The 23005-nt window shown below is 64.8% G+C and carries 33 protein-coding genes; 23 read left to right on the top strand and 10 right to left on the bottom strand.

Translation table 11 applies throughout. The features are described from left to right. Positions 1-28: 28 nt before the first annotated feature. Entirely contained in the window at positions 29-472 is a 444-nt protein-coding gene (locus ACW2Q0_RS04155) for an NUDIX hydrolase (protein ID WP_457186301.1), read from the bottom strand. A gap of 571 nt (positions 473-1043) precedes the next feature. Between ACW2Q0_RS04155 and ACW2Q0_RS04150 the strand changes: the two genes are divergently transcribed. Further along, positions 1044-1538 (top strand): hypothetical protein, encoded by a 495-nt coding sequence (locus ACW2Q0_RS04150; RefSeq protein ID WP_457186299.1) that lies wholly within the window; start codon positions 1044-1046, stop codon positions 1536-1538. A gap of 69 nt (positions 1539-1607) precedes the next feature. On the opposite strand, the gene bfr is transcribed toward ACW2Q0_RS04150, so the two are convergent. Further along, a complete protein-coding gene (gene bfr, locus ACW2Q0_RS04145; protein WP_457186297.1) occupies positions 1608-2090 on the bottom strand; it encodes a bacterioferritin in 483 nt (160 codons plus the stop codon). A 61-nt stretch (positions 2091-2151) separates the two neighbouring features. Continuing rightward, complete coding sequence (locus ACW2Q0_RS04140) at positions 2152-2349, bottom strand: (2Fe-2S)-binding protein (protein WP_457186295.1); 198 nt, start codon at positions 2347-2349, stop codon at positions 2152-2154. 560 nt (positions 2350-2909) lie between these two features. Here ACW2Q0_RS04140 and ACW2Q0_RS04135 point away from each other — a divergent pair. Next, on the top strand, positions 2910-3560 hold the full coding sequence (locus tag ACW2Q0_RS04135; RefSeq protein ID WP_457186932.1) for an arsenate reductase/protein-tyrosine-phosphatase family protein: 651 nt from the start codon (positions 2910-2912) through the stop codon (positions 3558-3560). A gap of 286 nt (positions 3561-3846) precedes the next feature. On the opposite strand, the gene ACW2Q0_RS04130 is transcribed toward ACW2Q0_RS04135, so the two are convergent. Both ACW2Q0_RS04130 and ACW2Q0_RS04125 read right to left on the bottom strand, forming a co-directional pair. Beyond that, the gene (locus tag ACW2Q0_RS04130) at positions 3847-4008 is read right to left on the bottom strand and encodes a hypothetical protein (RefSeq protein WP_457186292.1); all 162 of its coding nucleotides are present in this window, start codon (positions 4006-4008) and stop codon (positions 3847-3849) included. A gap of 11 nt (positions 4009-4019) precedes the next feature. After that, positions 4020-4883, bottom strand: a complete 864-nt coding sequence (locus tag ACW2Q0_RS04125; protein WP_457186930.1) for a DUF4184 family protein — start codon at positions 4881-4883, stop codon at positions 4020-4022. A 441-nt stretch (positions 4884-5324) separates the two neighbouring features. Here ACW2Q0_RS04125 and ACW2Q0_RS04120 point away from each other — a divergent pair, with 441 nt between their 5' ends. The 11 genes from ACW2Q0_RS04120 (at position 5325) to ACW2Q0_RS04070 (ending at position 12127) form a co-directional block, all read left to right on the top strand. Then, a complete protein-coding gene (locus ACW2Q0_RS04120) occupies positions 5325-6680 on the top strand; it encodes a wax ester/triacylglycerol synthase domain-containing protein (protein WP_457186290.1) in 1356 nt (451 codons plus the stop codon). A 282-nt stretch (positions 6681-6962) separates the two neighbouring features. Then, positions 6963-7556, top strand: coding sequence for a hypothetical protein (locus tag ACW2Q0_RS04115; RefSeq protein ID WP_457186288.1), 594 nt, complete (start codon positions 6963-6965; stop codon positions 7554-7556). A 5-nt stretch (positions 7557-7561) separates the two neighbouring features. Then, positions 7562-8665 carry an SRPBCC family protein gene (locus ACW2Q0_RS04110; protein ID WP_457186286.1) on the top strand — a complete coding sequence of 368 codons (1104 nt, stop codon included), beginning with the start codon at positions 7562-7564 and terminating at the stop codon, positions 8663-8665. Continuing rightward, on the top strand, positions 8662-9075 hold the full coding sequence (gene gvpJ / locus ACW2Q0_RS04105; RefSeq protein ID WP_457186284.1) for a gas vesicle protein GvpJ: 414 nt from the start codon (positions 8662-8664) through the stop codon (positions 9073-9075). Before ACW2Q0_RS04110 ends, gvpJ begins: the two co-directional genes overlap by 4 nt. After that, positions 9075-9836, top strand: a complete 762-nt coding sequence (locus tag ACW2Q0_RS04100; RefSeq protein WP_457186283.1) for a GvpL/GvpF family gas vesicle protein — start codon at positions 9075-9077, stop codon at positions 9834-9836. The genes gvpJ and ACW2Q0_RS04100 overlap by 1 nt, the downstream gene beginning before the upstream one ends. Positions 9837-9839: 3 nt before the next feature. Continuing rightward, the gene (locus ACW2Q0_RS04095; RefSeq protein ID WP_457186281.1) at positions 9840-10067 is read left to right on the top strand and encodes a gas vesicle protein GvpG; all 228 of its coding nucleotides are present in this window, start codon (positions 9840-9842) and stop codon (positions 10065-10067) included. 28 nt (positions 10068-10095) lie between these two features. Further along, entirely contained in the window at positions 10096-10431 is a 336-nt protein-coding gene (gvpO, locus tag ACW2Q0_RS04090) for a gas vesicle protein GvpO (protein WP_457186279.1), read from the top strand. After that, positions 10428-10814 carry a gas vesicle protein gene (locus ACW2Q0_RS04085; protein ID WP_457186277.1) on the top strand — a complete coding sequence of 129 codons (387 nt, stop codon included), beginning with the start codon at positions 10428-10430 and terminating at the stop codon, positions 10812-10814. The genes gvpO and ACW2Q0_RS04085 overlap by 4 nt, the downstream gene beginning before the upstream one ends. Further along, entirely contained in the window at positions 10811-11602 is a 792-nt protein-coding gene (locus ACW2Q0_RS04080) for a GvpL/GvpF family gas vesicle protein (protein ID WP_457186275.1), read from the top strand. Before ACW2Q0_RS04085 ends, ACW2Q0_RS04080 begins: the two co-directional genes overlap by 4 nt. After that, positions 11599-11826: a gas vesicle protein gene (locus tag ACW2Q0_RS04075; protein ID WP_457186273.1), complete on the top strand. Its 228-nt coding sequence runs from the start codon at positions 11599-11601 to the stop codon at positions 11824-11826. Before ACW2Q0_RS04080 ends, ACW2Q0_RS04075 begins: the two co-directional genes overlap by 4 nt. Then, positions 11819-12127 (top strand): gas vesicle protein K, encoded by a 309-nt coding sequence (locus ACW2Q0_RS04070; protein ID WP_457186271.1) that lies wholly within the window; start codon positions 11819-11821, stop codon positions 12125-12127. Before ACW2Q0_RS04075 ends, ACW2Q0_RS04070 begins: the two co-directional genes overlap by 8 nt. 37 nt (positions 12128-12164) lie before the next feature. Here ACW2Q0_RS04070 and ACW2Q0_RS04065 read toward each other — a convergent pair whose 3' ends face one another. Next, positions 12165-12467: a TetR/AcrR family transcriptional regulator C-terminal ligand-binding domain-containing protein gene (locus ACW2Q0_RS04065; RefSeq protein WP_457186269.1), complete on the bottom strand. Its 303-nt coding sequence runs from the start codon at positions 12465-12467 to the stop codon at positions 12165-12167. 304 nt (positions 12468-12771) lie between these two features. On the opposite strand from ACW2Q0_RS04065, the gene ACW2Q0_RS04060 reads away from it, so the two are divergent. Continuing rightward, positions 12772-13317, top strand: coding sequence for a DUF2165 domain-containing protein (locus tag ACW2Q0_RS04060; RefSeq protein WP_457186268.1), 546 nt, complete (start codon positions 12772-12774; stop codon positions 13315-13317). Between the two features lie 168 nt (positions 13318-13485). On the opposite strand, the gene ACW2Q0_RS04055 is transcribed toward ACW2Q0_RS04060, so the two are convergent. Further along, positions 13486-14223, bottom strand: a complete 738-nt coding sequence (locus ACW2Q0_RS04055) for a GntR family transcriptional regulator (protein WP_457186266.1) — start codon at positions 14221-14223, stop codon at positions 13486-13488. Positions 14224-14341: 118 nt separating this feature from the next. Here ACW2Q0_RS04055 and iolC point away from each other — a divergent pair, with 118 nt between their 5' ends. From iolC to ACW2Q0_RS04030, 5 genes are all read left to right on the top strand, one after another. Next, positions 14342-15373, top strand: coding sequence for a 5-dehydro-2-deoxygluconokinase (gene iolC, locus ACW2Q0_RS04050; protein WP_457186264.1), 1032 nt, complete (start codon positions 14342-14344; stop codon positions 15371-15373). Then, positions 15370-15579: a Cgl0159 family (beta/alpha)8-fold protein gene (locus tag ACW2Q0_RS04045; protein ID WP_457186262.1), complete on the top strand. Its 210-nt coding sequence runs from the start codon at positions 15370-15372 to the stop codon at positions 15577-15579. The genes iolC and ACW2Q0_RS04045 overlap by 4 nt, the downstream gene beginning before the upstream one ends. Before the next feature lie 5 nt (positions 15580-15584). Further along, complete coding sequence (gene iolB / locus ACW2Q0_RS04040) at positions 15585-16466, top strand: 5-deoxy-glucuronate isomerase (RefSeq protein ID WP_457186260.1); 882 nt, start codon at positions 15585-15587, stop codon at positions 16464-16466. Further along, positions 16463-16594, top strand: coding sequence for a hypothetical protein (locus ACW2Q0_RS04035; protein ID WP_457186258.1), 132 nt, complete (start codon positions 16463-16465; stop codon positions 16592-16594). Before iolB ends, ACW2Q0_RS04035 begins: the two co-directional genes overlap by 4 nt. A gap of 196 nt (positions 16595-16790) precedes the next feature. Next, on the top strand, positions 16791-17669 hold the full coding sequence (locus ACW2Q0_RS04030) for an alpha/beta hydrolase family esterase (RefSeq protein ID WP_457186256.1): 879 nt from the start codon (positions 16791-16793) through the stop codon (positions 17667-17669). A 162-nt stretch (positions 17670-17831) separates the two neighbouring features. Here ACW2Q0_RS04030 and ACW2Q0_RS04025 read toward each other — a convergent pair whose 3' ends face one another. From ACW2Q0_RS04025 to ACW2Q0_RS04015, 3 genes are all read right to left on the bottom strand, one after another. Further along, positions 17832-17993 (bottom strand): hypothetical protein, encoded by a 162-nt coding sequence (locus ACW2Q0_RS04025; RefSeq protein WP_457186255.1) that lies wholly within the window; start codon positions 17991-17993, stop codon positions 17832-17834. Between the two features lie 20 nt (positions 17994-18013). Continuing rightward, the gene (locus ACW2Q0_RS04020) at positions 18014-18337 is read right to left on the bottom strand and encodes a DUF3467 domain-containing protein (protein ID WP_457186253.1); all 324 of its coding nucleotides are present in this window, start codon (positions 18335-18337) and stop codon (positions 18014-18016) included. Positions 18338-18432: 95 nt separating this feature from the next. Next, the gene (locus ACW2Q0_RS04015; RefSeq protein ID WP_457186251.1) at positions 18433-18945 is read right to left on the bottom strand and encodes a hypothetical protein; all 513 of its coding nucleotides are present in this window, start codon (positions 18943-18945) and stop codon (positions 18433-18435) included. Positions 18946-19302: 357 nt separating this feature from the next. Between ACW2Q0_RS04015 and ACW2Q0_RS04010 the strand changes: the two genes are divergently transcribed. The 4 genes from ACW2Q0_RS04010 (at position 19303) to gndA (ending at position 22999) form a co-directional block, all read left to right on the top strand. Next, on the top strand, positions 19303-20151 hold the full coding sequence (locus ACW2Q0_RS04010) for a tryptophan 2,3-dioxygenase (RefSeq protein WP_457186249.1): 849 nt from the start codon (positions 19303-19305) through the stop codon (positions 20149-20151). An 86-nt stretch (positions 20152-20237) separates the two neighbouring features. Beyond that, positions 20238-20399 (top strand): hypothetical protein, encoded by a 162-nt coding sequence (locus ACW2Q0_RS04005; RefSeq protein WP_457186247.1) that lies wholly within the window; start codon positions 20238-20240, stop codon positions 20397-20399. Beyond that, positions 20396-21259, top strand: coding sequence for a PaaX family transcriptional regulator (locus tag ACW2Q0_RS04000; protein ID WP_457186245.1), 864 nt, complete (start codon positions 20396-20398; stop codon positions 21257-21259). The genes ACW2Q0_RS04005 and ACW2Q0_RS04000 overlap by 4 nt, the downstream gene beginning before the upstream one ends. 294 nt (positions 21260-21553) lie before the next feature. Then, entirely contained in the window at positions 21554-22999 is a 1446-nt protein-coding gene (gene gndA / locus ACW2Q0_RS03995) for an NADP-dependent phosphogluconate dehydrogenase (protein WP_457186243.1), read from the top strand. The last annotated feature ends 6 nt before the right edge of the window (positions 23000-23005 follow it).

The following is a 23005-nucleotide window of genomic DNA, read 5'->3' as shown; positions in this document are numbered from 1 at the left end:
CGATATCGAGTGCGATGCGCGAAATCTGTCAGTGGTAGCGGAGGTCCCGGTAGACATCGAGGATGCCGCGGATGGACGGCGTCACGAGTAGGTCGCCGTCCAGCGGCGCCCATACGTAACCGGCGTGGGCGGACAGGACAACTGGACCGGTGGTTTCGACTTCCACGGCGAAATGCAAGCGCCGCACCGGCTTTCCAGCCGGCGACAGGTAGTCGAAGTCGCCGATATGACGGCCGATATCGATCACGGTCAGCCCGGTCTCTTCGCGGACCCCGCGAATCAGGGCGGCGGCAACCGATTCGCCCGGTTCCACGGTTGCGCCCGGAAGCTTGCGGGTCAGCGGGAGCGGCCCGGTGCTGTGGGCTTCCAACAGCAATACTTCCCCACCCCAGTCGATGATCGCACCGACTCGCAGACCGACTCCGTCGCGCTCACCGCGCGGAAGCACCTCATCGAAGATCGATACCGACATCGGCGTACTCACCAACCTTCGGCCGGGCGGACACGCCGCATTCGTAGGAAAGCCATCCCAATATTAGCGTGACAGGCCTGCCGCACGGCAGTAGGTACCAGAGGTGCGTTCGCGCAATTGTTTTCGCACGGTTGTCCTGCCGAGAAAGCGAACCGTCGCCGCCACTGTTCGACGCGCCGGTCTCGCGCATTGAGCGCGTCGGTTTCGTCCTGAATTTGCATGCAGCTGACCAGCATCGACGTGATCAGCGGTGGCGGGCTACCGCCCGGATTCGACATCGGATGGTCGCCGGAGGATCTCCGGGCGGCGGGGACGTTCTCGTCGACCCGATGCTCGCGGTGCCCGGATCCGATGCGCGCCTCGAGTGGGCGCGGCACACCTGCCGCTTGTCAGTAGCTCGATATTGTCTGCTTCTGTATCGTCTTGTCTGCACTGGCCGCCGGGTGGCGGATATTTTCGACGCGAACGGCGGTGCGACGGATAGTGCCGGGAGGGTTCGGATCGGTCGTTTGGGTCCACGAAGTGTTGTCGCGCAACGGTAGCTCGGAATGAACGACGGAGAGGGGCGTAGGTGGCAACAGCTGCGCAATTGCGAGCAGTGCTGGCGGTATTGCAGGCCGACGCGCAGGACACCGCTTCCGGCCGGTCGGCCGAGCCGCCCGTCGAGCGCGCCGAGCTAGCAGGTCGGCTACACGGTTTGATCAGTAGTGAGCTGCGGGACCTGGTCGTCCAGGCCCCGCAGGGGCAGACCATGGGGCACTGGTCGATGGCCGCGACCGCGGAGCAGGACGCCGTAGGCGATATGTCGGCGCAGGCGCAGTTCGACGCGCGGTGGCTGCGTCACCACATCGCCACCCTCGCCTCTCGCCATGCCCCCACTCCGGTGCCCGCGCTGTTGGCTGCGGCAGTTCAGGCCGTCGACGCCGCCACTACTTTGCTCGCGCTGGCCCGCGATCCCCGCGGCGAGGGCAGTCAGGCCGCATGGCAGGCGGTAATCAATGATCTCGCGATCGCATTCCATCTGGTCAACGACGAACACGACGCCGTCACCCAACCGATCCGCTGAACGGGGCCGATCTCGTGACTGTCACCGGTTCCGGTCGCCGCCATCGACGGTCCGGAACCGGTGAAGACGTCAGTCGCCTTCCGAGGTATCGGTGTATCGCTGCAGATACAGTTGCTCGCCGAGCTTCTCGATCAGGTCGAGTTCGGTCTCGAGGTAGTCGACGTGCTCTTCCTCATCCTCGAGAATCGACTCGAAGATGCGTGCGGAGCTGACATCACCGCGCGAGCGCATCAACTCGATGCCACCGCGCAACCGGTCCACCGCCTCCATCTCGATCTTCAGATCGGCCCGCAATTGTTCGGGGACGGTCTGACCGATGCGCAGCGGGTTGAGCTTCTGATAGTTGGGCAGCCCCTCCAGGAAGAGGATGCGATCGGTGAGTACTTCCGCATGCTTCATCTCATCGAAGGACTCGTGGCGGGTGTGTTCGGCAAGCTTGGTGAAACCCCAGTTCTCCTGCATTTTGGCGTGCAGGAAGTACTGATTGATGGCCGTGAGTTCGGCTGTCAGCTGCTCGTTCAGCAGCGAGATGATCTCCTTGTCGCCTTCCATGGCTGCGATCGTGTCACAGCTCACAATCGGCGAACCGGTAAGGACGACCTATCGTGTCGGGTTACGCCGCGGGCGTCGCGACCTGCTCAACGGGTGCCGCGCAGGCTCGGCCGACCTCCTCGGAAAGGCGGCGGGTGCAGCTGCCGCAGCCAGGCTTCCAACCGCACGCCTTTTTGACCTGCGCGGTCGAGCTGGCGCCTGCGGCGACACAGCTATGCACGTCCGATTCGGAGACGGCGTTGCAGATACAGACGTACACGGATGCCTCATTGTGCGAGCGGGATACTTCACGAGGTTAGCCTCATCTAAAGAGGTAAGCCTCCCCTAATGTATAGCACCCTCATGCCGATACCTGTCAATAGCCAGTCGGGTATTCGCGAATCGGGGCCATCGGGTCACCGCCAACCTGATGAGTCGGATTCGATCAAAGGGATCCCAGCGTTCGATGCACCCCGCCCTCGACGGTTCCGGCGCCGCACGCGGCTGAGTACGTCGGTTACCTCCGGTTCGGCAACTGGTTCACCCACCGCACGCGGGCAGGTATCCGCGGTCGAGCCGCACGGTTGTGGTCGAGGTATCGCGGACCAGAGGTCGCGGACCCGCCGTCATCGACGCCGTTATCGACGTGCCCGTCAAGGTGTGCGATCGCTACGGTGAAAGCTTGTCCGCGCTAAAGGTTTTCGCGACATGTCGGCTCGAGGCGTTTTGCCGCGTTGTTCGATCCGGTTCATCCTCAGTTGGTTGTTGTAGCCGGGCGCCGGTGTCAGGCTGACTGATGTGTCTACGTCCGAGCGGACGAGCCGGGCCGGGTATGCCGAGTTGACTCCGCACTACCGACTCCTCGACATCGTGCACAGCACGGCGCTTGCCCGCGCCGAGCGACGGCTGTGCCGCGAGTTCACGATCTTGTTCGATGCCAATACGATTCACCGTTATCTCCACAATTCCTATGCGCAGATCGGGCGGCAGGCGCCGGTCAAGCTGTATCTGCCACTGCTGGCCGAGCGCTTCGCCCGACAGCAACTGCACGCTCGCGCCAAGGTGGAGGGCCGCATCGAGCACGCCGTCCCGGTGGTGCTGTTCCTGTGCTCGTTCAACGCCGGGCGTTCGCAGATGGCACTGGGCTTCTTCGAGCACTACGCACAGGGTCGGGCGCTGGCCTGGTCCGGCGGATCGGAGCCGAGCGCAGCGCTGAATGCGGCGGCCGTCACAGCCATGGCCGAGGTGGGCATCGATATCTCCCACGAATTCCCCAAATCCTGGACCGACGAGATCCTGCTGGCCGCCGACATCATCATCACCATGGGATGTGGCGACGAGTGCCCGCTGGTACCCGGCGTTCGAAACGAAGAATGGATCGTGGACGACCCGGCCGGACTCCCACTCGCCGAGGTCCGTCCGATCCGCGACGACCTCCACCGCCGCGTACTCGACCTACTCGCCAGCCTCGACCTCGCCACCACCACCTGATCCTCGGCGCACCCGACCGCCACCCGCAGACCAAACCCGTCGAGCCGTAACCCAATACGGTACTGGTGGCAGCGGTCTCGATGGACGGCCTATGCGGTGTCTACCGAACCGGATACACCAGGCCACCGGCCACGATGGTCGCCGCGACGAGCTCGGCATCGATCTTGGTGGGTCCCAGTGTGAAACGTGCGGTGATGACACCCCCTGGGCGCGCACGTCCATACGACCGGAACCGAATACCTCCGCCTCACGAATCAACATGGCGCACAACTCGTTTCGCGCACAATCAGGCCACGCCACCGAGTAGCGGTAGCTGCGGAGGCAGCACCCGTTTCGAACGACCGTAATGCGGGCACTCGACGACCGAAACCGCACCATCGGCGACCACTCGATGCGGTCCATGCGGCAGTGTGGGGGCGGCGGCGAAGGCGGCGGAGGTGGCCCGCATGGACAGATCGATCAGCTGTCCCCACCGTTATGTGCATCCGTATGCGCCGCCGCGTCCGCGGCGTCGTCTGTGACACCCTGAACGCCGAGATCGGGGTTGCTGACCTCGGCGAGGTCCGGGTCTTGGGACCCGAGACCCGCCGCGCGGGTCGCCGCCGCGCCTGCCAGCAACGACAGCGCTACCACGTAGAGCAACCGAACGCCCAGAACAAATGGTTGAAATGCCAAGGGCATCAAGGGAATCAATGACAAGGAAATCACCGCGACCAGTCCGGCCGCCAGCCAGAATCGCCTCGGCGCGCGTTGGACGGCCCGCGGCGCACCATGCCAGGTGCGGAGCAGTCCTCGACGGCCGATGAGGTAGAACAAGCCGACCGCGAGAGCCCCTCCGCACAGGGTCGACGTCTGCTGCAACAGGTACCACCAGGGCCTGCCGAACAGACCCGGCTGCAGCAGCGTGGGAAATCTAGCCACGCCCCAGCCGTGCCCGCCGGCCGGATCGTGGGTGAACCCGTCCCAGAAGATATGAGTGAACGCACCGATCAGAATCGAGTACACCGTGACATGCCATCGATGCCGCACGGCACCGAGCACGCCATAGGCGGGCAGATCGAACGCCCCCAGCCGCGGCAAGTGCGCGGCAACCTGCGCGGCGCCGCGGCGGATCGCCACTGTTCCCACGATCCCCATGGGAAGACACCACCACATCAGCGCCGAGAGCGCGTGCGTTTCCGGCATCGAAAACAAACCCGCCACCGGATAGCCGGCATCCGGGACCGCCGAGCCGACCACCAATGCGACGCCATCCAGGTAACGAGGCCATCGGATTTTCAGCGGGAGCACGGCCAACGCATGCGACGGAAAGGTGAGCGGCACAGCCAAGAGTATCCACGACGTCGTTTCTGGGCTCGTTCAGCGATACGTCGGCGATTCCCATCGAGCGCCCCGTTGTACCCCGTGGCCGAAACGGTCATTCCCGCACAGGTTCTCGGCGAGAGGTTACGCCGGTCCGCGCAATGGCCGAGAACCGGTGAGCGGACGGGAAGGTTGGACAACACCAGATTCCGTCCGTCCCCGTCGTCGCTGATCCTGGCGTCGACCGCAGTGACGGCGGCGCGGGCCGTTATTTCCGGTTGCAATCATGTTCGGCGCAGTCTCGTGAGCCGTCGACCGGGTAGTGAACAAGCCCCACAGCGCACCTGCGATTCGGCACCCGATGGCCCCCGCCGCGGGGACTTTCGCCCCTGCTGAGGTCCGGGGCACGAGGTGTCCCATGGACGGGTAGGAGGTAAGACGATGGGTTCGCGCGAATCCCACATGACCCAAACTGATCTGTTCACGTGGAGCATGGAACAGGACCCGACCCTGCGCTCGACGATCATCTCGGTGCTGGTCCTGGACCGCGAGCCGGAGTGGAATCACTTCTGGCACATGATAGATCGAGGAACTCGGGTAGTGCCGAAGTTCCGGCACCGACTGGTCCCCGTGCCCCTCGGCCTGGCACCGCCCCGGTGGACACCCGATGACGATTTCGATCTGGCCTGGCATGTGCACCGGATCCGCGCTCCGGCGCCGGCAGACCTGTCTACGGTGCTGGAATTCGCACGCACCGAAGCGATGACCGCCTTGGACCCGGCACGACCACTGTGGCGCGTCACCGTTATGGGCGGACTCGACGGTGATAAGGGCGCTTTGATCTTCACCGTGCACCACAGTCTGACCGACGGCATCGGTGGCATCCAGATCGCCGGTGAGATCCTCGATTTCGTGCGCGAAGCCGCGCCCCGCCCGCCGCCCGGCGACATGACGCCCACGGTCCGCCGCGGATTCGGCGACATCGCGGCATGGAACTGGTCCGTCGGCGCCGAACTCGTACGCGCCGGGATCTCGACGGCGTGGCCCGCCGCCCGGCGAACCGTGACCAGCCCGATCCGCACTGTCCGCGACGGCATCGCGATGGCGAACTCACTGGTCCGGTTCGTCCGGCCGATCACGAGCACATTGTCGCCGGTGATGACCGAACGCAGCCTCGGCCGCCAATTGTCGGTGCTCGAGGTACCGGCAGACGCACTTCACCATGCCGCGCACACCGTCGGTTGCACGATGAACGACGCCTTCCTGGCCGCGATGCTGATCGGACTCCGCGGTTATCACGACAAGCACGGCGCAAAGGTCGAGTACTTGCGGGTGACCGTGCCCATCAGCCTGCGCACCGACCACGATGCCATCGGCGGCAACCGCATCACGTTGGCGCGATTCGCGCTGCCGCTCGATATCGCGGACACCGCGAACCTCCTGCGAACACTCGACGCGCTGGTCACGAGTTGGCGGCGCGAACCAGCGATAGCGCTGTCCAGTGCCGTCGCCGCCGCCTTCAACCGCCTACCCGTCGGCCTGCTCACTCCCATGCTCAAACATGTCGACTTCATCGCCTCCGATGTCCCCGGCTCCCCGATTCCTCTCTACGTCTCCGGCGCCGAAGTCGAACGCATCTACGCCTTCGGCCCCACCACCGGCACCGCCCTGAACGCCACCCTGATCTCCCACGTCGGAACGTGCTACCTCGGCATCAACGCCGACACCGCCGCCATCCCCGACCTGCCCCTCCTGACCGATTGCCTCCGAACAGGTTTTGACACCGTTCTTAACCTCACCGCGAATCCACCGAGCTGAGGTCGCCGCGGTTCGGCCCATGGCCGCGCCGCGACCATCCGGTGCTGCCCACCGGCGAGTCCGGGCTCGGTCAGGTGCCCTTCGACTGCAATTCTCGAAGCCATCCGGATGCTGATTGGCTGGGCGGTAGCCGGGTATACGCTGAACGGTGGCCATTCGCAATATGGCCTATCCCACTCATCGGAGTGTCGTCGCTCGACCGACCCGGAGCCGTATCGGTGCAGCGGCAGTCGAGCAAGCAAGGAGTAAGCCATGAAAGGTGGCACAAGAATTGCAATAGGGGTGGGCATCGGTTACCTGCTGGGACGCACGCGCAAGATGCGCTTCGCGTTGTCGCTGGCGGGTGCGGCGATGGCGAAGCGGAACACCGGAATGCCCGCCGAACTGCTGGAGCGCGGGACTTCGTTGCTCAAATCGTCGCCGGAGCTGACACAGCTCACCGACACCGTGCGCGGCGAGTTGCTGGGTGCGGTCCGGTCGGCCGCGGTGACCGCCACGAGCAACCGTCTCGATGCGCTCAACGACCGGCTGCAGCAGGGCTCGACGCTCGTCGCCGACAGGGACGAGCGTGAAACGGATTCGTTCGAAGACGAAGACGAAGACGAAACCCGCCGGGACGCCGAGGAAGCGTCCACCGACGAGGACGAGGATCTCGCGGGCGAAGACGATTCCGGAACAGACCGCGCCGACGAGCACAGGAAGCGGCCCGCCGCGCGTGCGCGTGCCGGCAGCCCGAGAGCCACGCGCACGCGGAAGACGAGCTCCCGGACCTCGGAGCGTAGGGCCGGGTCCGCCGATCGTAAGTCGGCCTCAACCGTCCGACGCCGTACCCGCGCCGATGCCGACGAAGCGCCCGTGCGCCGCACGAGGAGATGAGGTCGATGTCGAAGACCAACGGAGTCGCCGCCCACACCATCGGCCGGGTCACCGAAACCGCGAGCCGTGCCGGGGAGGCCGCACGGAAAACAGCCAAAACACCTACCCCGACGGGCTTACTGCAGCAGTCCGTGCAGAACCTCGCCGGGACCCTGACCGAACGCGCGGTAGCCGGGCTGTCGAACCGGGTATCGAAAACCGCTGATCGGTTGAACGAGTACGCCGACGGTGGCGGCGGGAATCTGCTGGCGGCGGTGACCGGTGTGGAGAAGCTGGCCGGCGGAGCCTCGCCGTTCAAAGCGGTCTTCAGCGGAGGTATGAGCAAGCTCGGGAACACGGTCCGGGAAAATTTGCAGACGGTCAAGGAGTCACTGACCGGCGGAAAGGGCAAAGGTGGCGCAAAGAAGCTGAAGCTGACCAATATCGTCGAGCACATCGATGTGGGTGTGCCGATCGATTTGGCCTATGACCAGTGGACCCAGTTCGCGGACTTTCCGAAATTCACGAAGAAGCTCGAGCAGGTCGAGCAGGTCTCCGACGAGAAGCTCAGCTGGACCGGCAAAGTGTTCTGGTCGAGACGTACCTGGGAGTCCACGATCATCGAGCAGGTGCCGTTCGAGAGGATCGTGTGGCGCTCCAAAGGCGCCAAGGGCTATATCGACGGTGCCGTCACCTTCCACGAGATCACACCGGACCTCACCCGCATCCTTGTGGTGCTCGCATACCACCCGCAAGGAGTGTTCGAAAAGACCGCCAATCTATGGCGCGCGGCAGGTCGCCGGTGCCGGCTGGAACTCAAGCACTTCCAGCGCCATGTCATGACGGAGTCGGTGCTGCACAGCGACGACATCGTGGGCTGGCACGGCGAGATCCACGACAGCGAGGTCGTCGAAGACGACGAGACCGCACGGCGCGAGGAACAAGCGCACACCGAAGACGAACGCGCCGATGAAGAAGAGGAAGAGGAAGAAACAGACGAGGCCGAGGAAGGCGAGGGCGAGACGGACGAGGAGGAGGAAGAAGAACCAGAACCGCCGCGCCGCCCAACGGCCGCCCGCAAGAGCTCAGTGACCCGCCGGTCACGGGTGAGCCAAGGAGCAAGCAGATGACAATCGAACCCGCAGGAGGCACAGGCGGTGGCGCAACCGGCACGCTGGCTCGGCCGAACTCGTCCAGCCTGGCTGATGTCGTAGACACCATTCTCGATAAAGGCCTGGTCATCGACGCGTTCGCCCGAGTGTCGCTGGTCGGCATCGAACTGGTGACCATCGACGCGCGCGTCGTGGTGGCCAGTGTCGACACATATCTACGTTTCGCCGAAGCGGTCAACCGGCTCGAAATCTCGAGCAGCGAACCGAAGGGCCTGACCGATATCGTCGGCGACGTCACCGAGGGCGCGGCGAAGCACAAGACGAAGGGCGCACTGGAGGCGGCTGGCGAGAAGGTCACCGACTTCCTCGGCGATGTGCAGGAGAAGCGTCAGAAAGTGCACCGGCCATCCAGGCGCGAGGAGCAGTGATGGCTCCCGAATCAACAGCCGTGTATGTCTACGGCATTGTGCCCGCCGACGTCGAGCCCCAGTCACACGCCACCGGTGTCGGCGATCCACCAGGTGAAGTCGCGGTGGTCCGGCACGGCGAGATCGCCGCGCTGGTCAGCCCGCTCGAGTCCGACCGGCCATTGGGCACGCCCGAGGACCTCACCGCCCATGAGAAACTGCTCGACGGGTCGGCCACCGTCAGTCCGGTGTTGCCGCTGCGGTTCGGAGCGGTCATGACCGACGCGGATGCGGTGGAGAACGAACTACTCGAGGCGAACGAGGAGGAATTCCGCGCGGCCCTGGTGGCACTCGAGGGCCGGGTCCAGTTCGTGATCCGAGGGCGCTACGTCGAAGACGCGATTTTGCGGGAACTGCTCGACGAGAATGCCGAAGCCGCCCGACTGAGAGACGAGATCCGGGGCAAATCGGAGGACGCCACCCGCAATGCGCGAATCGCGCTGGGCGAGATGATCAATCAAGCCATCGAGGCGAAGCGAGCCGAGGACACCAGCAAGGTGGTTTCCGAACTCGAGAAACTCGAAGCAATGGTCAACCAGCGCGAACCCAGCCATGAAGAGGACGCGGTACACCTCGCTGTGCTGGTCGAATCGGCCCGGCAAAAGGAGCTGGAGGAATTGTTGCGCGAGCTCATGGCGGACTGGGACGGCCGGGTCGAGCTGTACCTGCTCGGACCGATGGCGGCCTACGACTTCGTCACGAAGCGGGCCCCCGAGGAGTGAGATATGGGTCTGCTTTCATCGATATTTTCGTTCCCCATCGCGCCGGTTCGCGGCGTGATCTGGGTGGGCGAACTGATCCAAGACCAGGTCGAACAGCAGCTACGCGATCCCGCGAGACTGCGGCGCGAACTCGAGGAGATCGACCGCGCCGCAGCGACCGGTGACTTGTCCGCAGAACAGGCCCAGCAAGCGCAGCAAGCAATCCTGGATCGCATGACCGGTCCGAGGTAGGCCCAATCGACCGGAAGGAGTGACCCACGTGGCCCGCGACACCATTTCCGACGATTCCGACAACGCTCATTCGGCCTCGAATGCACAACCGGCCCTGACCGCAGCCCAAGCCGCCGCGGTGGCGGTCGAACGCCTCGCGGAACTGACTTCGAACGAGGTTCAGGGCGTCACGAGCGTGGAACCGACGGAGGATGGTTGGCTCGTGGAGATCGAGGTGCTCGAGGATCGCCGTATCCCCTCATCGGCGGACATCCTGGCGCTCTACGAGGTGGAGATCGATCTCGACGAGAATCTGCTGGCCTACCGCAGAATCAAACGCTACAACCGTGGCACTATCGACATCGGATCGAGGAATCAGCGATGACGGTGGTGGGAGGCGAGTCGTACGCGCCGCAGCCCTACGGGGGCGGGCACCATTCCACCAACCTCGCCGACATTCTGGAGCGAGTCCTCGACAAGGGTTTGGTGATCGCGGGCGACATCCAAGTGAATCTCCTCGACATCGAACTGCTCACCATCAAACTGCGGTTGGTGATCGCATCCTTGGAGACGGCCAAAGCAGTGGGCATCGACTGGTGGGAGACCGACCCCTGGCTCAACAGCAAGGCCCACGCACTGGAGCGGCAGGATTCGGACCTCGAACTCGAGAACCGGGAACTGCGAGACCGCATCGCCCAACTGGAGGCGGCAAACGAACGCCGTCAACCCATCGAACGCGGCCGTGAGCGGAAACAAGAAAGATCGTGACCGGTGGTCTCGCAGTTTGGCTGTACGTCGTGGCGCCTCGCCACGACGGCGAGGCGGAACTGACCGAGCTGACCGGAGTCGCGGGCGAGCCGGTGCGGACGGTCGTCTCGGGTGACCTGACGGCGGTCGTCGGCTCGGTGCCGCTGGATGTTTTCGGGGAGCAACCGCTGCACCGGAATTTCGAGGATCTGGACTGGCTGGAGGCGACGGCGCGGGCACACGACGCGGTCGTGTCGTCCATGGTGCGCAGAGGTCCGGCCGTCCCGCTCCGGCTGGCCACCGTCTTCCACGATGACGACCGGGTACGTGCGCTGCTCGATGAGCGGCGCGCGGACTTCGACGCGGCGCTGGAGCTGGTGGCCGGGCGTACCGAGTGGGGTGTACGAGCCTATGGCGATCGCGCCGCGCTGACCGCCGCCGTGGCCGAGGCCAGAGCCGCTGACAAGGGCAGCATGTCACCAGGGGCCGAGTACCTGGCCCGGCGTCGCGCGCAACTGTCGGCGCAGGAGACCGTAGAACGCGACGCGGCAGAGTGCGCCGAGAAGATTCACGCGTGTCTGGTGCACCATGCCGCGGCGGGACGACGTCAGCCACTGACCGACCCGGCGGTCAGCGGCCGCCGGGACTGGATGGTGCTGAACGGGACATACCTCGTGGACGACGACCGCACCGACGACTTCACCGCGACCGTCACGACGCTCGGCGCCGATTTTCCGGGCATCCGGCTCGAACTCACCGGCCCCTGGCCGCCGTATTCGTTCGCGGGTGTCCAACGAGGGCCGACATGATTCGGGCCGACCACACCGTCGACACTGATCGCCGCGTCGCGCTGGTCGACCTACTGGACCGGGTGCTGGCCGGTGGCGTGGTCATTTCCGGAGATATCAAACTCGCCATCGCCGATGTCGACCTGGTTCAGATCTCGTTACGAGCCCTCATCTCCTCGATCAGCACCCTGTACGCGCCGGTCGAGTCCGCGATGTCCGATGTGCTGGAACCAGCCGATGACTGAATTCGGCGGCATTCCACCGCGAATCGACACCGATCCGGAATCCGTCGAGCGCGGGCTGGTCACCCTCGTCCTCACCTTGGTGGAGTTACTGCGGCAACTGATGGAGCGACAAGCGCTACGCCGCGTAGACGCGGGCGACCTCTCCGACGCCCAGGTCGAACGCATCGGCACCACCCTGATGCTGCTCGAACAACGCATGGAAGAACTACGCGACCACTTCGGACTGACTCCGGAAGACCTCAATATCGATCTCGGCCCCCTCGGCCCGCTCCTCCCGCCGACTGATCGCACACTCGAGTGACCCGCAGTAGCGTGAACCAGCGCCATGCGCGTTCTCACTACTGCAGGCGGCTGGCTCCGGCGTGGACGGCGATCGAGCCGGTGGTGGCGGCGCGGTCGGCGAAGGCGTGGTCGAGTGGTTCTCGGGTGACCAGGAATCGGTAGTAGATCGGTGCGGTGACCGGTCCCATAAGTTCACGAACGTCGTTATCGGACGGTAATTCCGAGTGATCGACTACGGCCTCCACGCGGATTCGCTGAGATCGGCTCGCTCGGTGTGCTGCACCCGCGCCAGTGTGTGCTGAACGCGTGCGCCGGGTTCGTGGTGAAAACAGCTGTGGCGATCTCGGGCCCGAGTTCACGTTCGATGTATCCCGATAACATCAGCGGCGGCGCACTCGACGGTCCGTCACCGCGCTGTCGTCGGTTCGGACACATGGTTGCGATGAATTGGCCACAGCGCTGAACGCGGCAGCCACACCGCCAGATAGTCACCGGAATCCGCAGCGACAATGAGATTCCCGCGCCAGGGCGATCGGCGATGCGCCGAATCCCCTGTGAAGCAAAGCATTTCGAACCACGTGGTGTGAAGTACGATGACTCGGGCGGCTCCCGGTAGCACGCGGCCGCTTCGAAACTTGTACCAGATCAACCGAGGTGGCGGATATGGGTCTGAGTGGTAAGCGGTTCCTGGATGTGGCCGGAAGCAGGGACACGGCGGTGACGGTGCTGGCATCGATCACCGCGTTGTACTACCTGATCGTCGCGGTCACCAACTGCATCGACACCGATACCAACCGGCGCGGTGTGCAAGCAGTGCTCTCGATGCAAGCCACGATCCACCACTCCGGTACCGACTGGCGGGCCATCACCAACAGTACGGTCATCCTTATCGCCTACATCCTCATCGTGACCTGGGAATATCTGACCGGCTTCGTGCTGCTCGCCGGAGCAACAACCGGCTGGTGGGCACTGATCGGCCGCAACTCCGCCAGAACCGCGGTGGCCGCGAAATTGTCCAGTCTCGGCTGGACCATGGCCGTGCTGCTGTTCGCGGGCGGCTTCCTCACCATCGGCGGCGAATGGTTCCGTATGTGGGCGAACAAACAAGTGAACGCCTCATCAGCGGCGCTACAGAACTTCCTCCTCGCCGCGGTCGGCCTCATCCTGGTACACATGTCCGGCCGCTCCGAAACCCGAGAGCAGTCATAGCAGAAGACGTTTCGTTCCGGTCCAGTTCGGACAGCGGCACGGTTCAGCCGACTGTCCAGGGCTGCGTTGCGACGCAGTGCTCACAGCTGGCATAGCCTTCAGATCATGTCCATATGTTCGGATGAATGAGCCGCTGATCCGACTCGACAAATCGGCCGTTTCGTCAGGTCAGCGACTCAGCACCGTGGCATCGAAGAAATGCCGCGATGCCCGGTACAGATGCCTGCCCATTTCGATCGGACGCCCGGAATCATCGAAGGCGACCCGCTGCATGGTGAGCAACGGCGCGTTGGTGCGCTCGTGCAGCAGTTGCGCCTCGGCCCGGGTGGCACCGCGCGCACCGATCCGTTGCCGTGCCAGCGCGATGTGAATTCCCTTGGCCCGCAGGCATTCATAGAATCCGTACAGTTCGAGCTGATCGGGTGCGGGCGCGAACTCGGCGGGCACATAATTGGTCATGAGGGCCACCGGCTCACTCCCGGCCCGGCGCAACCTGCGGAAGGTCACGAAGCGGGCATCGTCGGATACGCCGAATTCCTTGGCGATATCGGGATCCGGAGCACCGAGCTGATAGTCGAGCAATTCGGTGGTCGGTTTTTGACCCGCGGTGAGCAGATCGTCGCACAGACTGATCAATTCGACCGGGCGATGCACCTGATTCTGGACAACCTGGGTGCCCACCCCGCGCCTGCGCAGCAACAGCCCCTTGTCGACCAGCGCTTGGATGGCCTGCCGTGTGGTCGGCCGCGACAGATTGAGCCGTTTAGCCAGGTCGAGCTCGTTCTCGAGGCGATCCCCCGGCGCAAGCCGACCTTCCAGGATCGCGTTCTCGATGCCTTGCGCCAGTTGGAAATACAGCGGGACCGGGCTCGTGCGGTCGATCGCGACATCCAGTGGCGCTGGCATCGTAGGCTCCTCGGGGCGAGCTGGCGCAGGTGAGCACCGTTTCGTCCACTGTAAATCACTTCTAACAACCAATATATTCTTACGTCATTATGTCCTTACAAATTCTTGACAAGCGGCTATGCCGGGGCGCACAGTCTGGATACGCGGCAATGCTCGTCCCCCAGGACGCATCTGGAGTCAGCCTGTGAATGCTCAATTCGAGGTTGTGTCGACCGGTCGGGTCGGCGTCGACATCTACCCGCTCCAATCCGGAGTGGGGCTGGAAGATGTCGACACCTTCGGCAAGTTCCTCGGCGGCAGCGCGGCCAATGTCGCCGTCGCGGCTGCGCGACTGGGCCGGCGCACCGCACTGTGGTCCGGCGTCGGCGCCGACCCCTTCGGCCGGTACGTGCGGCGCGAACTGGTCCGGCTCGGCGTATCGGATGCCCTTGTCCAGACCAGTGATCGGCTGCCGACACCGGTCACCTTTTGCGAGATCTTCCCGCCGGACGATTTCCCGCTGTACTTCTACCGCCAACCCAGCGCACCGGACCTGCAGATAACCGGCGGCCAAGTGGATCCCGACACGATCCGCGGCGCGGGTGTCTACTGGTCGACGGTCACCGGCTTATCCCGAGAACCTTCTCGCGCAGCGCATTTCGATGCCTGGTCGATCCGGGAACGGCGACCGCTGACGGTTTTGGATCTGGACTACCGGCCGATGTTCTGGGCCGATGAGCGCCAGGCCCGCGCACAGGTACGCGAGGCACTGCGCCAGGTGACGGTGGCGGTCGGCAATCGCGAGGAGTGCCGCATCGCAGTCGATGAGACCGATCCGCAGCGCGCCGCCGATGCGCTGTTGGATCTGGGTGTCGAACTGGCCATCGTCAAACGGGGGCCGCAGGGCGTGCTCGGCAAGACCCGCCACGAATCGGTCGTGGTGCCACCGGCCATCGTCGATGTGGTCAACGGCCTCGGCGCGGGTGATGCCTTCGGGGGCAGCCTGTGTCATGGCTTGCTGGCCGGATGGGATCTGGAGACCATCCTGTGCCGCGCCAATGCCGCCGGGGCCATTGTGGCCGGGCGGCTCGAATGCTCCACCGCCATGCCGACCAGCGACGAAATCGACGATCTTGTCGCGCTGTCTCTGACCGGAAAGGACCTGAAATGAAGGTAGCGTCGCGCGGCGATTCGTTGACCGGCGGGCCCGAAGCCACACTGGCACCGCCGACCGTCGGGGTGCGTTCCTATGCACTGTGGGCTAAAGCCCTTGCGCTGCCCGGTATTCAGGGCTTGGTCGTGCGTCGTGCGCTGCGGTATCCGCCGGATGACAATGTCGCGGACGCGGTCGATACCGCCGTATCGCTGGTGCGGTGATCGCGATGCACAGCAAGCATTACCTGCCCGCCGGTCGCACCTACCGCGCGCCGTACACGGTGGCACTCACCCAGGAGGCGGCCGGATGGGATCACACCAGCCTGCACGTCGTCGATCTCGCGCCGGGACAGTCGCATCGCATGCACAGCCGATCCGATGAGATCGTGGTGGTGCCGCTATCCGGTGCGTGCACCGTGGCCAGTGCTGGCGAGTCCTACGAATTGGTCGGGCGTAACAGCGTTTTCGACGGTCCGACCGATTTCGCCTACGTCGGACGGGACAGCTCCTACACCGTAACCAGTACCGGCGGTGGTCGATTCGCGCTCGGTGGCGCCGTCGCCCAGCGGCAGTTGCCGTTCCGGTATGTGTCCGCCGCCGACGTGGCGGTCGAGTTGCGCGGTGCGGGCAACTGCAGCCGCCAGGTGCACAATTTCGCGACTGCGGATACCTTCGAGGCCGATTCGATCATCGCCTGCGAGGTGATCACGCCCGGCGGCAACTGGTCGTCGTATCCGGCGCACAAACACGATGAGCTCTCCGATACCGAGACCCCGCTCGAGGAGATCTACTACTTCGAATTCGCCCGTGGCGCCGACGATTCGCCGGGCTTCGGCTACCACCGTGTGTACGGAACCCCCGAGCGCCCGATCGATGTGCTCGAGGAGGTCCGCCACGGCGACCTGGTGCTGGTGCCGCACGGCTACCACGGACCGTCCATCGCCGCGCCCGGCCATCACATGTACTACCTGAACATCATGGCCGGTCCGGGACCGGAGCGGGCCTGGCGGATCACTGACGATCCGGCCCACACGTCGCTGCGCGCCACCTGGGCGGATATGCCGATCGATCCGCGACTTCCCATGAACGCGAGGCAAACTCGGCGGTGAGTCCGATCGACCACACCACCAATGGTCGCACCCCGAATACCGAAAAGACGGCGCGGCTCGAGGTATCTCAGGCCGTGGCGCGGTTCCTCGCGAACCAGTACATCGAACGCGACGGCATGACAACATGATCGGGCGTCCAACCCCTCGCCGCGCGAATCGGTCCGATCGATAGCAAATCGTCGGCGGTCACCCTGCAAATCTGCCTCGACGGTCCAGTAATTCGTCACGTCACCATGACGGCCACCGAACTCGACGCCGCCCTCGCACGACTCGAGAAGCACGGCACCTGGCCGAAGTCGTGCTGACAGCGGTATACCAGTGCTGGTGAGCGACGAATTGGTGACCGGTGAGTTGGCCGTTGACGGACTCGTGCGCAGTTTGGCCGTGCGTCCGCCGCTCGAACGGAATGCGCCGTTGGTATTGGTACTGCACGGGAATCACTCGGGCAGCACCAGGACCTACACCCGTCCGATCATGTACGACTGGACCAGTTTCGCCGCCCATGCCGACGAATGGGGCATTGCCCTCGCCTATCCCAATGGCCACAGTGGTTGCTGGGCCGATGGGCGCGGTGTCACAACCGCCGACGAGGCCGGGGTGGACGATGTGTCGTTTCTGCACGCGGTGATCGATTGGTGCGCCGACTGGTTCGGCACGGCAACGGATCGGACCCTCGTCGTCGGTATGTCCAATGGCGCGTTCATGTCTCACCGATTCGCACTGGCAGCCGCCGACCGAGTACCGGTATTCGCTGCGGTCGCGGGCGGCTTGCCCGCGCCGTTGCTCGATATCCGCCCCACTCATGCGGTCTCGGCAATGCTCATCAATGGCGACGCGGACCCGATCCAGCCGATCACCGGCGGCCACTCCCGCCACCACGACCCCAACGGCGAACCTCGCGGCCGCACATTGGGATTGGACGAAACCGCTCGGCACTGGCGGACACTCAACCGCTGCACCGACGACGGAGGCACGATCACCACCGAGCAGTCGAGCCGCCACACCATGACCGGCGGCGTCGGTGGCACCCAGGTCACCGCATGGACAGCATTCGGCGGCGGCCATACCTGGCCGGGCACACCGATCCCCGCGGAATGGGCCGACTCCCCCGCCACGGCCGTAACCATGGAATTCGATGCCGCGGAACAGATCTACCACTTCGCCCACCCCCTCCTCACCCCCGCACAAGCCCGCAAGCTCTGAATCCCCGGCGCCACGCTTCGCCGCCGGCGGGCCCGAACGCGACCACACCACACAGAGGTGAAGTTGCAGGTGAAGACCCGCTCGCCCCAGCCCTCGAGCTACCCGGCGGCGCGACGGCGCTGCAGGGCCATCGGCGTACCGGGGGCCGGGCACGCACCGAGGTTATTCGATGCGTTCGTGTTCTGGGTGTGGGGTGACGGGGGTGACGAGGTAGCGGCGGCCGAGGATTGTCTGGGGCCGGTACCGGATGGCGGGGTCGGAGATGACGAGGCGGTCGCGTGGGCTGGCGATGAGGGTGATGGGGCTTGATTTCGGGGTCTGCATGTGCCTCTCCGAGGTCGGGGTTATTCGCCGAGATGGGTGATGGGGCCGAATTGGCTTTCGTAGTTGCTCATGCTGTCGTTGAGGGTTTGCATGAGCCGGAAGATCAGCGCGGGTGGGAACTTCACTCGGGAGGTGACCTGCACTGGTTGTCGCATCATCGGTTGGCCGGTCTCGGTGACCGCACCGGGTTCGGTGGGCAGGTAGACCAGGCAATCGAGGGTGAAGTCGGTGCGGTTGTACCAGCAGGTGAACCCGTTGGCGTACACGCCGGCGCTGACCGCGTCCGGCACGACGACCTCGACATGGACATCGGATTCGTCCGCGGGCGGAACGTGGTCGCTCACAACGAACCTCCGGTGTTTCGGGGCCAGCGGACCGGCCACACCGGAAACCCGGTGTGACCGACCGCTGCTGTGTTCATTGTGTCAATCTCGCGTGGTCAGCGGCCCTGTTGGAAGCGGGCTTGCTGACGGATCTGGTGCAGTTGCATCTCCCACTGACCGGTGTGGTCCTGTGCCCGGTTGGCTTGGTCCTCGGCTTGCTGGGCCAGTTGGGTGGCCTGGTCGGCCTGGTCCTGGGCACTGCTGGCCCGTTGCTGGGACTGGTTGGCCTCGCCTTGGGCCTGCTGGGCCTGGCTTTGGGCTCGGTCGGCCTCGCTGTGGGCTTGCTGGGCCTGGCTGGTGGCCAGGATGGCCTGCTGGCGGGCCTGTTGTGCCTGCTGGTTGGCCTGGTTGGCGTCCTGCTGTGCCTGCTGGGCCTGATGCTGTACCTGCCGCGCCTGCGCCTGGGCCTGGCGTGCCAGACCGGATGCCTGCATCGCGTATTGGCGGGCGTTCTGCGCCTCCTGACGGGCCTCGTCCAGACGCATCCGCAGTAACTCCACCTCCGACTGCACGTCGATGTCCTCGCGTCGGGATTCCGACCGCGTACCGCTGACGTCCTGTGCTGCCATGTTTCGAGCTCCCTTCCAACGATGTGTGGATCGAAGACATTGAGGGTGTTGCTGGAAGAACTCGCGTGACCGATGCCATTCTCCACGAAGCACCACCGGCCGTCAGCAACTTTGCCGCAATCAATCGGAAATGTTGGCGAAACACACCGTAGGCGGGGATCGAGCGGGCCTTCCATGGCGCGCTCATGCCGGGACAGAGCAGCAGGGCAACAGACCGCAATTTCCCGGTTAGCTGCGGTGCACGCACCGGCTTTGGTGCGTGAAGGGCAGGCAACGCGCAATATGACAGAAATCTAGCGAGCGTCACATTCATGTAATACCGTGACGTCGAGGGTCACTGGAGAAAGGGGGCCGCCGATGAACGCCCATCGCGACGCGCTCGAACGCGATATCGTCACCGATTTCAGCTCTCGGATGAGCTACGGCGCGTACCTGGACCTCGATACCTTGCTGAGCGCGCAGCATCCGGTCAGCCGACCGGAGCAGCACGATGAGCTGCTGTTCATCATTCAGCACCAGACCACGGAGCTGTGGCTGAAGCTGGTACTGCACGAATTACACGCCGCGCGTACAGCTTTCGATGCCGACGACGCCGGCATCGCACTCAAATGCATTGCGCGGGTGAAACACATCCAGAAGACGCTGACCGAGCAGTGGTCCGTGCTCGCGACGCTGACGCCCACCGAATACGCGCAGTTCCGTGATTTTCTGGGGAACTCGTCCGGGTTCCAGTCCTATCAGTACCGTGCCATCGAATTCATCCTCGGCAATAAGAACGCGGCCGTACTTCGAGTGTTCGAATCCGATCCCACGGCGCACGAACTGCTGGCCACGCTCATGCGGAAGCCGACCCTTTATGACGCATTCTGGCATCACCTTGCCCGCACCGGGCTCGCCGTGCCGCGCTCGACGCTGGCACGGGATGTCACCGAGGCCCACACGCTCGACCCCGAATTGCTCGCCCTGGTGCAGTCGATTTACGAAGCGCCGGAAGAACATTGGTCGGTATACGAGACATTCGAGGAGTTGGTCGACCTGGAAGAGAATTTCCAGCTGTGGCGGTTCCGGCATCTGCGCACGGTGCTGCGCGTCATCGGGAGACGAAGCGGGACAGGCGGATCCAGCGGTGCCGGCTTCCTGCAACGCGCACTCGAGCACACCTACTTCCCAGAGCTGTTCGCCGCCCGCACCTGGACCGGACACTGACGCCGAATTGCGATCGGAGCCGAACGCCTGCTCGACGCGCAACCCCAACGACGATCCGACTCATCTACAGGAATGCCCGTCACGCGATGACCACTGACCAGCAGCCCGCGCTCACAGGTGCAGTGCTCGGCGGCTTCGATGCGCCCCCCGGCAGCGCGACCGCCCTCGCCCACACGAACCTCGACCTCGACCTCGACCTCGACCTCGACCTCGACCTCGACCTCGAAGGGCTACCCGATACGCGGTGACCACTGACCAACAGCCGCTCGCAGCCGCGGTGCTCGATGACTTCGATGCCCGGCCCGGCAGCGCGACCTCGCTTACCCGTACGGTGCTCGGCGCGTACATCCGCGACGTCGGCGGGTGGATCGCGGTTGCCGATTTCACCGCACTGCTCGCTGTGCTCGGCATTGCGGCACCGAGCACGCGCACCGCGATCACGCGACTGAAGAGCAAAGGCGTCCTGTACGCCGAAAGTCGTGGCGGCCGCGCGGGTTACACACTGACCGCCGCCGCCTGCACCATGTTCGCCCGTGGCGACCCGCGAATCTTCGGATTCCGCCAGATGGCCTCGGGTGATGCGTGGCGGCTGCTGTCGTACGGCATCCCCGAGTCCGAACGCGCCGCGCGACACCAACTCCGGCGACGACTGTCCGCCATCGGCTGCGGCACCGTCGCGGCGGGTCTGTGGATCTATCCGGAGTACCTCGCGGCCGAAGTCGCCGCCATCGTCACGGCCCTGGACCTCGACAACTATGTCACCTCGTTTCGCGCCACCGACCTCACCGTCCCCGGCACCCTCCGCCAGGCCGCCGCGCAATGGTGGGACCTCGCCGACCTTGCGGCCGAACACCGAACCTTTCACGAAAAGCACCGCGGAATCCTCGACCTCGACAGCGGCGACCGAAATGCTTTCGCACACTTCACCCTGATGCTCGATGACTGGCGGATCATCCCCTACATAGATCCTGGACTGCCCGACGACATGCTGCCCGCCGACTGGCCCGGCCCCGCCAGCGTGCACCTTTTCGCTGAGGCCCGACAGCGGTATCTACAACCGAGTCGCCAGTGGGTGCGAACCTTTATCGATGCCCGCAGGGTTGAGTAGAACATCTGGTCGGCACCCGAATCCGAGCGCTGACCGCCGCCACAAACCACTACATCAACTCGGTCGGATCGACAGCCTTCGCTCGCTGCGGCAGGAACAGCACGACGCGATGACACCGCCGCAATCGCCGTGCAGACCCACAGCATCGCGCCGATACTGTCCACCCTTCGACTTCGTCCAGCAGGACATGTACGGCCTCATCGCCCGCTGGCGCGAACACCGGCGAAAGGCACAACCACACTGGGGCTAGGCTGCTTGCGGTAGGTGACAACACCGAACGGAGAGGGCTGATATATGGCGTCCGCAACAGCATCCGCACAGATCGGGGTTACCGGCCTGGCGGTCATGGGTAGCAATATCGCCCGGAACTTCGCCAAGCACGGCTACACGGTGGCACTGCACAACCGCAGCATCGCCAAGACCGACGCGCTGCTCGCCGAACACGGTGGCGACGGCAACTTCGTGCGCACCGAGACGATCGAGGAGTTCGTCGCGGCGCTGGAGAAGCCACGCCGGGTGTTGATCATGGTCAAGGCGGGTGATCCGACCGACGCCGTCATCGCCGAACTCGCCGACGCGATGGAACCCGGCGACATCATCATCGACGGCGGCAACGCGCTCTACACCGACACCATCCGCCGCGAGGCCGCCATGAAGGCGCGCGGGCTGAACTTCGTCGGCGCGGGCATCTCCGGTGGTGAGGAGGGCGCGCTCAACGGTCCGGCGATCATGCCGGGCGGCCCCAAGCAGTCCTACGAATCCCTCGGCCCGCTGCTGGAATCCATTGCCGCGCAGGTCGACGGCACACCGTGCTGTACCCATATCGGCCCCGACGGCTCCGGGCACTTCGTCAAGATGGTGCACAACGGCATCGAATACGCCGATATGCAGCTGATCGGCGAGGCCTATCACTTGTTCCGCGATGCGCTGGGCCTGGACGCCAAGCAGATCGCCGATGTGTTCACGCAGTGGAACTCCGGCGATCTGGAGAGCTACCTGGTCGAGATCACCGCCGAGGTGCTCAACCAGGTCGACGCCAAGACGGGGCAGCCGCTGGTGGATGTCATCGTCGACGCGGCCGAGCAGAAGGGCACCGGTCGCTGGACCGTGAAGTCCGCACTCGATCTGGGTATCCCGGTCACCGGTATCGCCGAGGCCGTCTTCGCGAGGGCGCTGTCGGGTTCGCGCGCGCAGCGCAAGGCCGCGGTCGGTCTCGCCGCCGGCAAGCTCGGCGACAAGCCCACCGACATCGCACAATTCACCGAGGACATCCGCCAGGCGCTCTACGCGTCGAAGATCGTCGCCTACGCCCAGGGCTTCGACCAGATCGCCGCGGGCAGTGCCGAATACAACTGGAACCTGCGTCCCGGCGACCTCGCCACCATCTGGCGCGGCGGTTGCATCATCCGGGCCAGGTTCCTGAACCGGATCAAAGAGGCCTACGACCAGAACCCCGAACTGCCGAGCCTGATCCTCGCGCCGTACTTCCGTGAGGCGATCGAGACGGCCATCGACAGTTGGCGTCGGGTGGTCGCCACCGCCACCCTGCTCGGCATCCCGGTGCCCGCCTTCGCATCCTCGCTCTCGTATTACGACGCCCTGCGCGCCGAGCGGCTTCCTGCCGCCCTCACCCAGGGCCAGCGTGATTTCTTCGGCGCACATACCTACGAGCGCATCGACGCACCGGGCAAGTACCACACGCTGTGGAGTGGCGATCGCAGCGAGGTTTCGGCGGACTGATTCGAG

It is taken from the genome of Nocardia citri (assembly GCF_054065835.1).
Note: the sequence above shows the minus strand (reverse complement) of the source record. Positions and strands in the feature narration are given on the sequence as shown.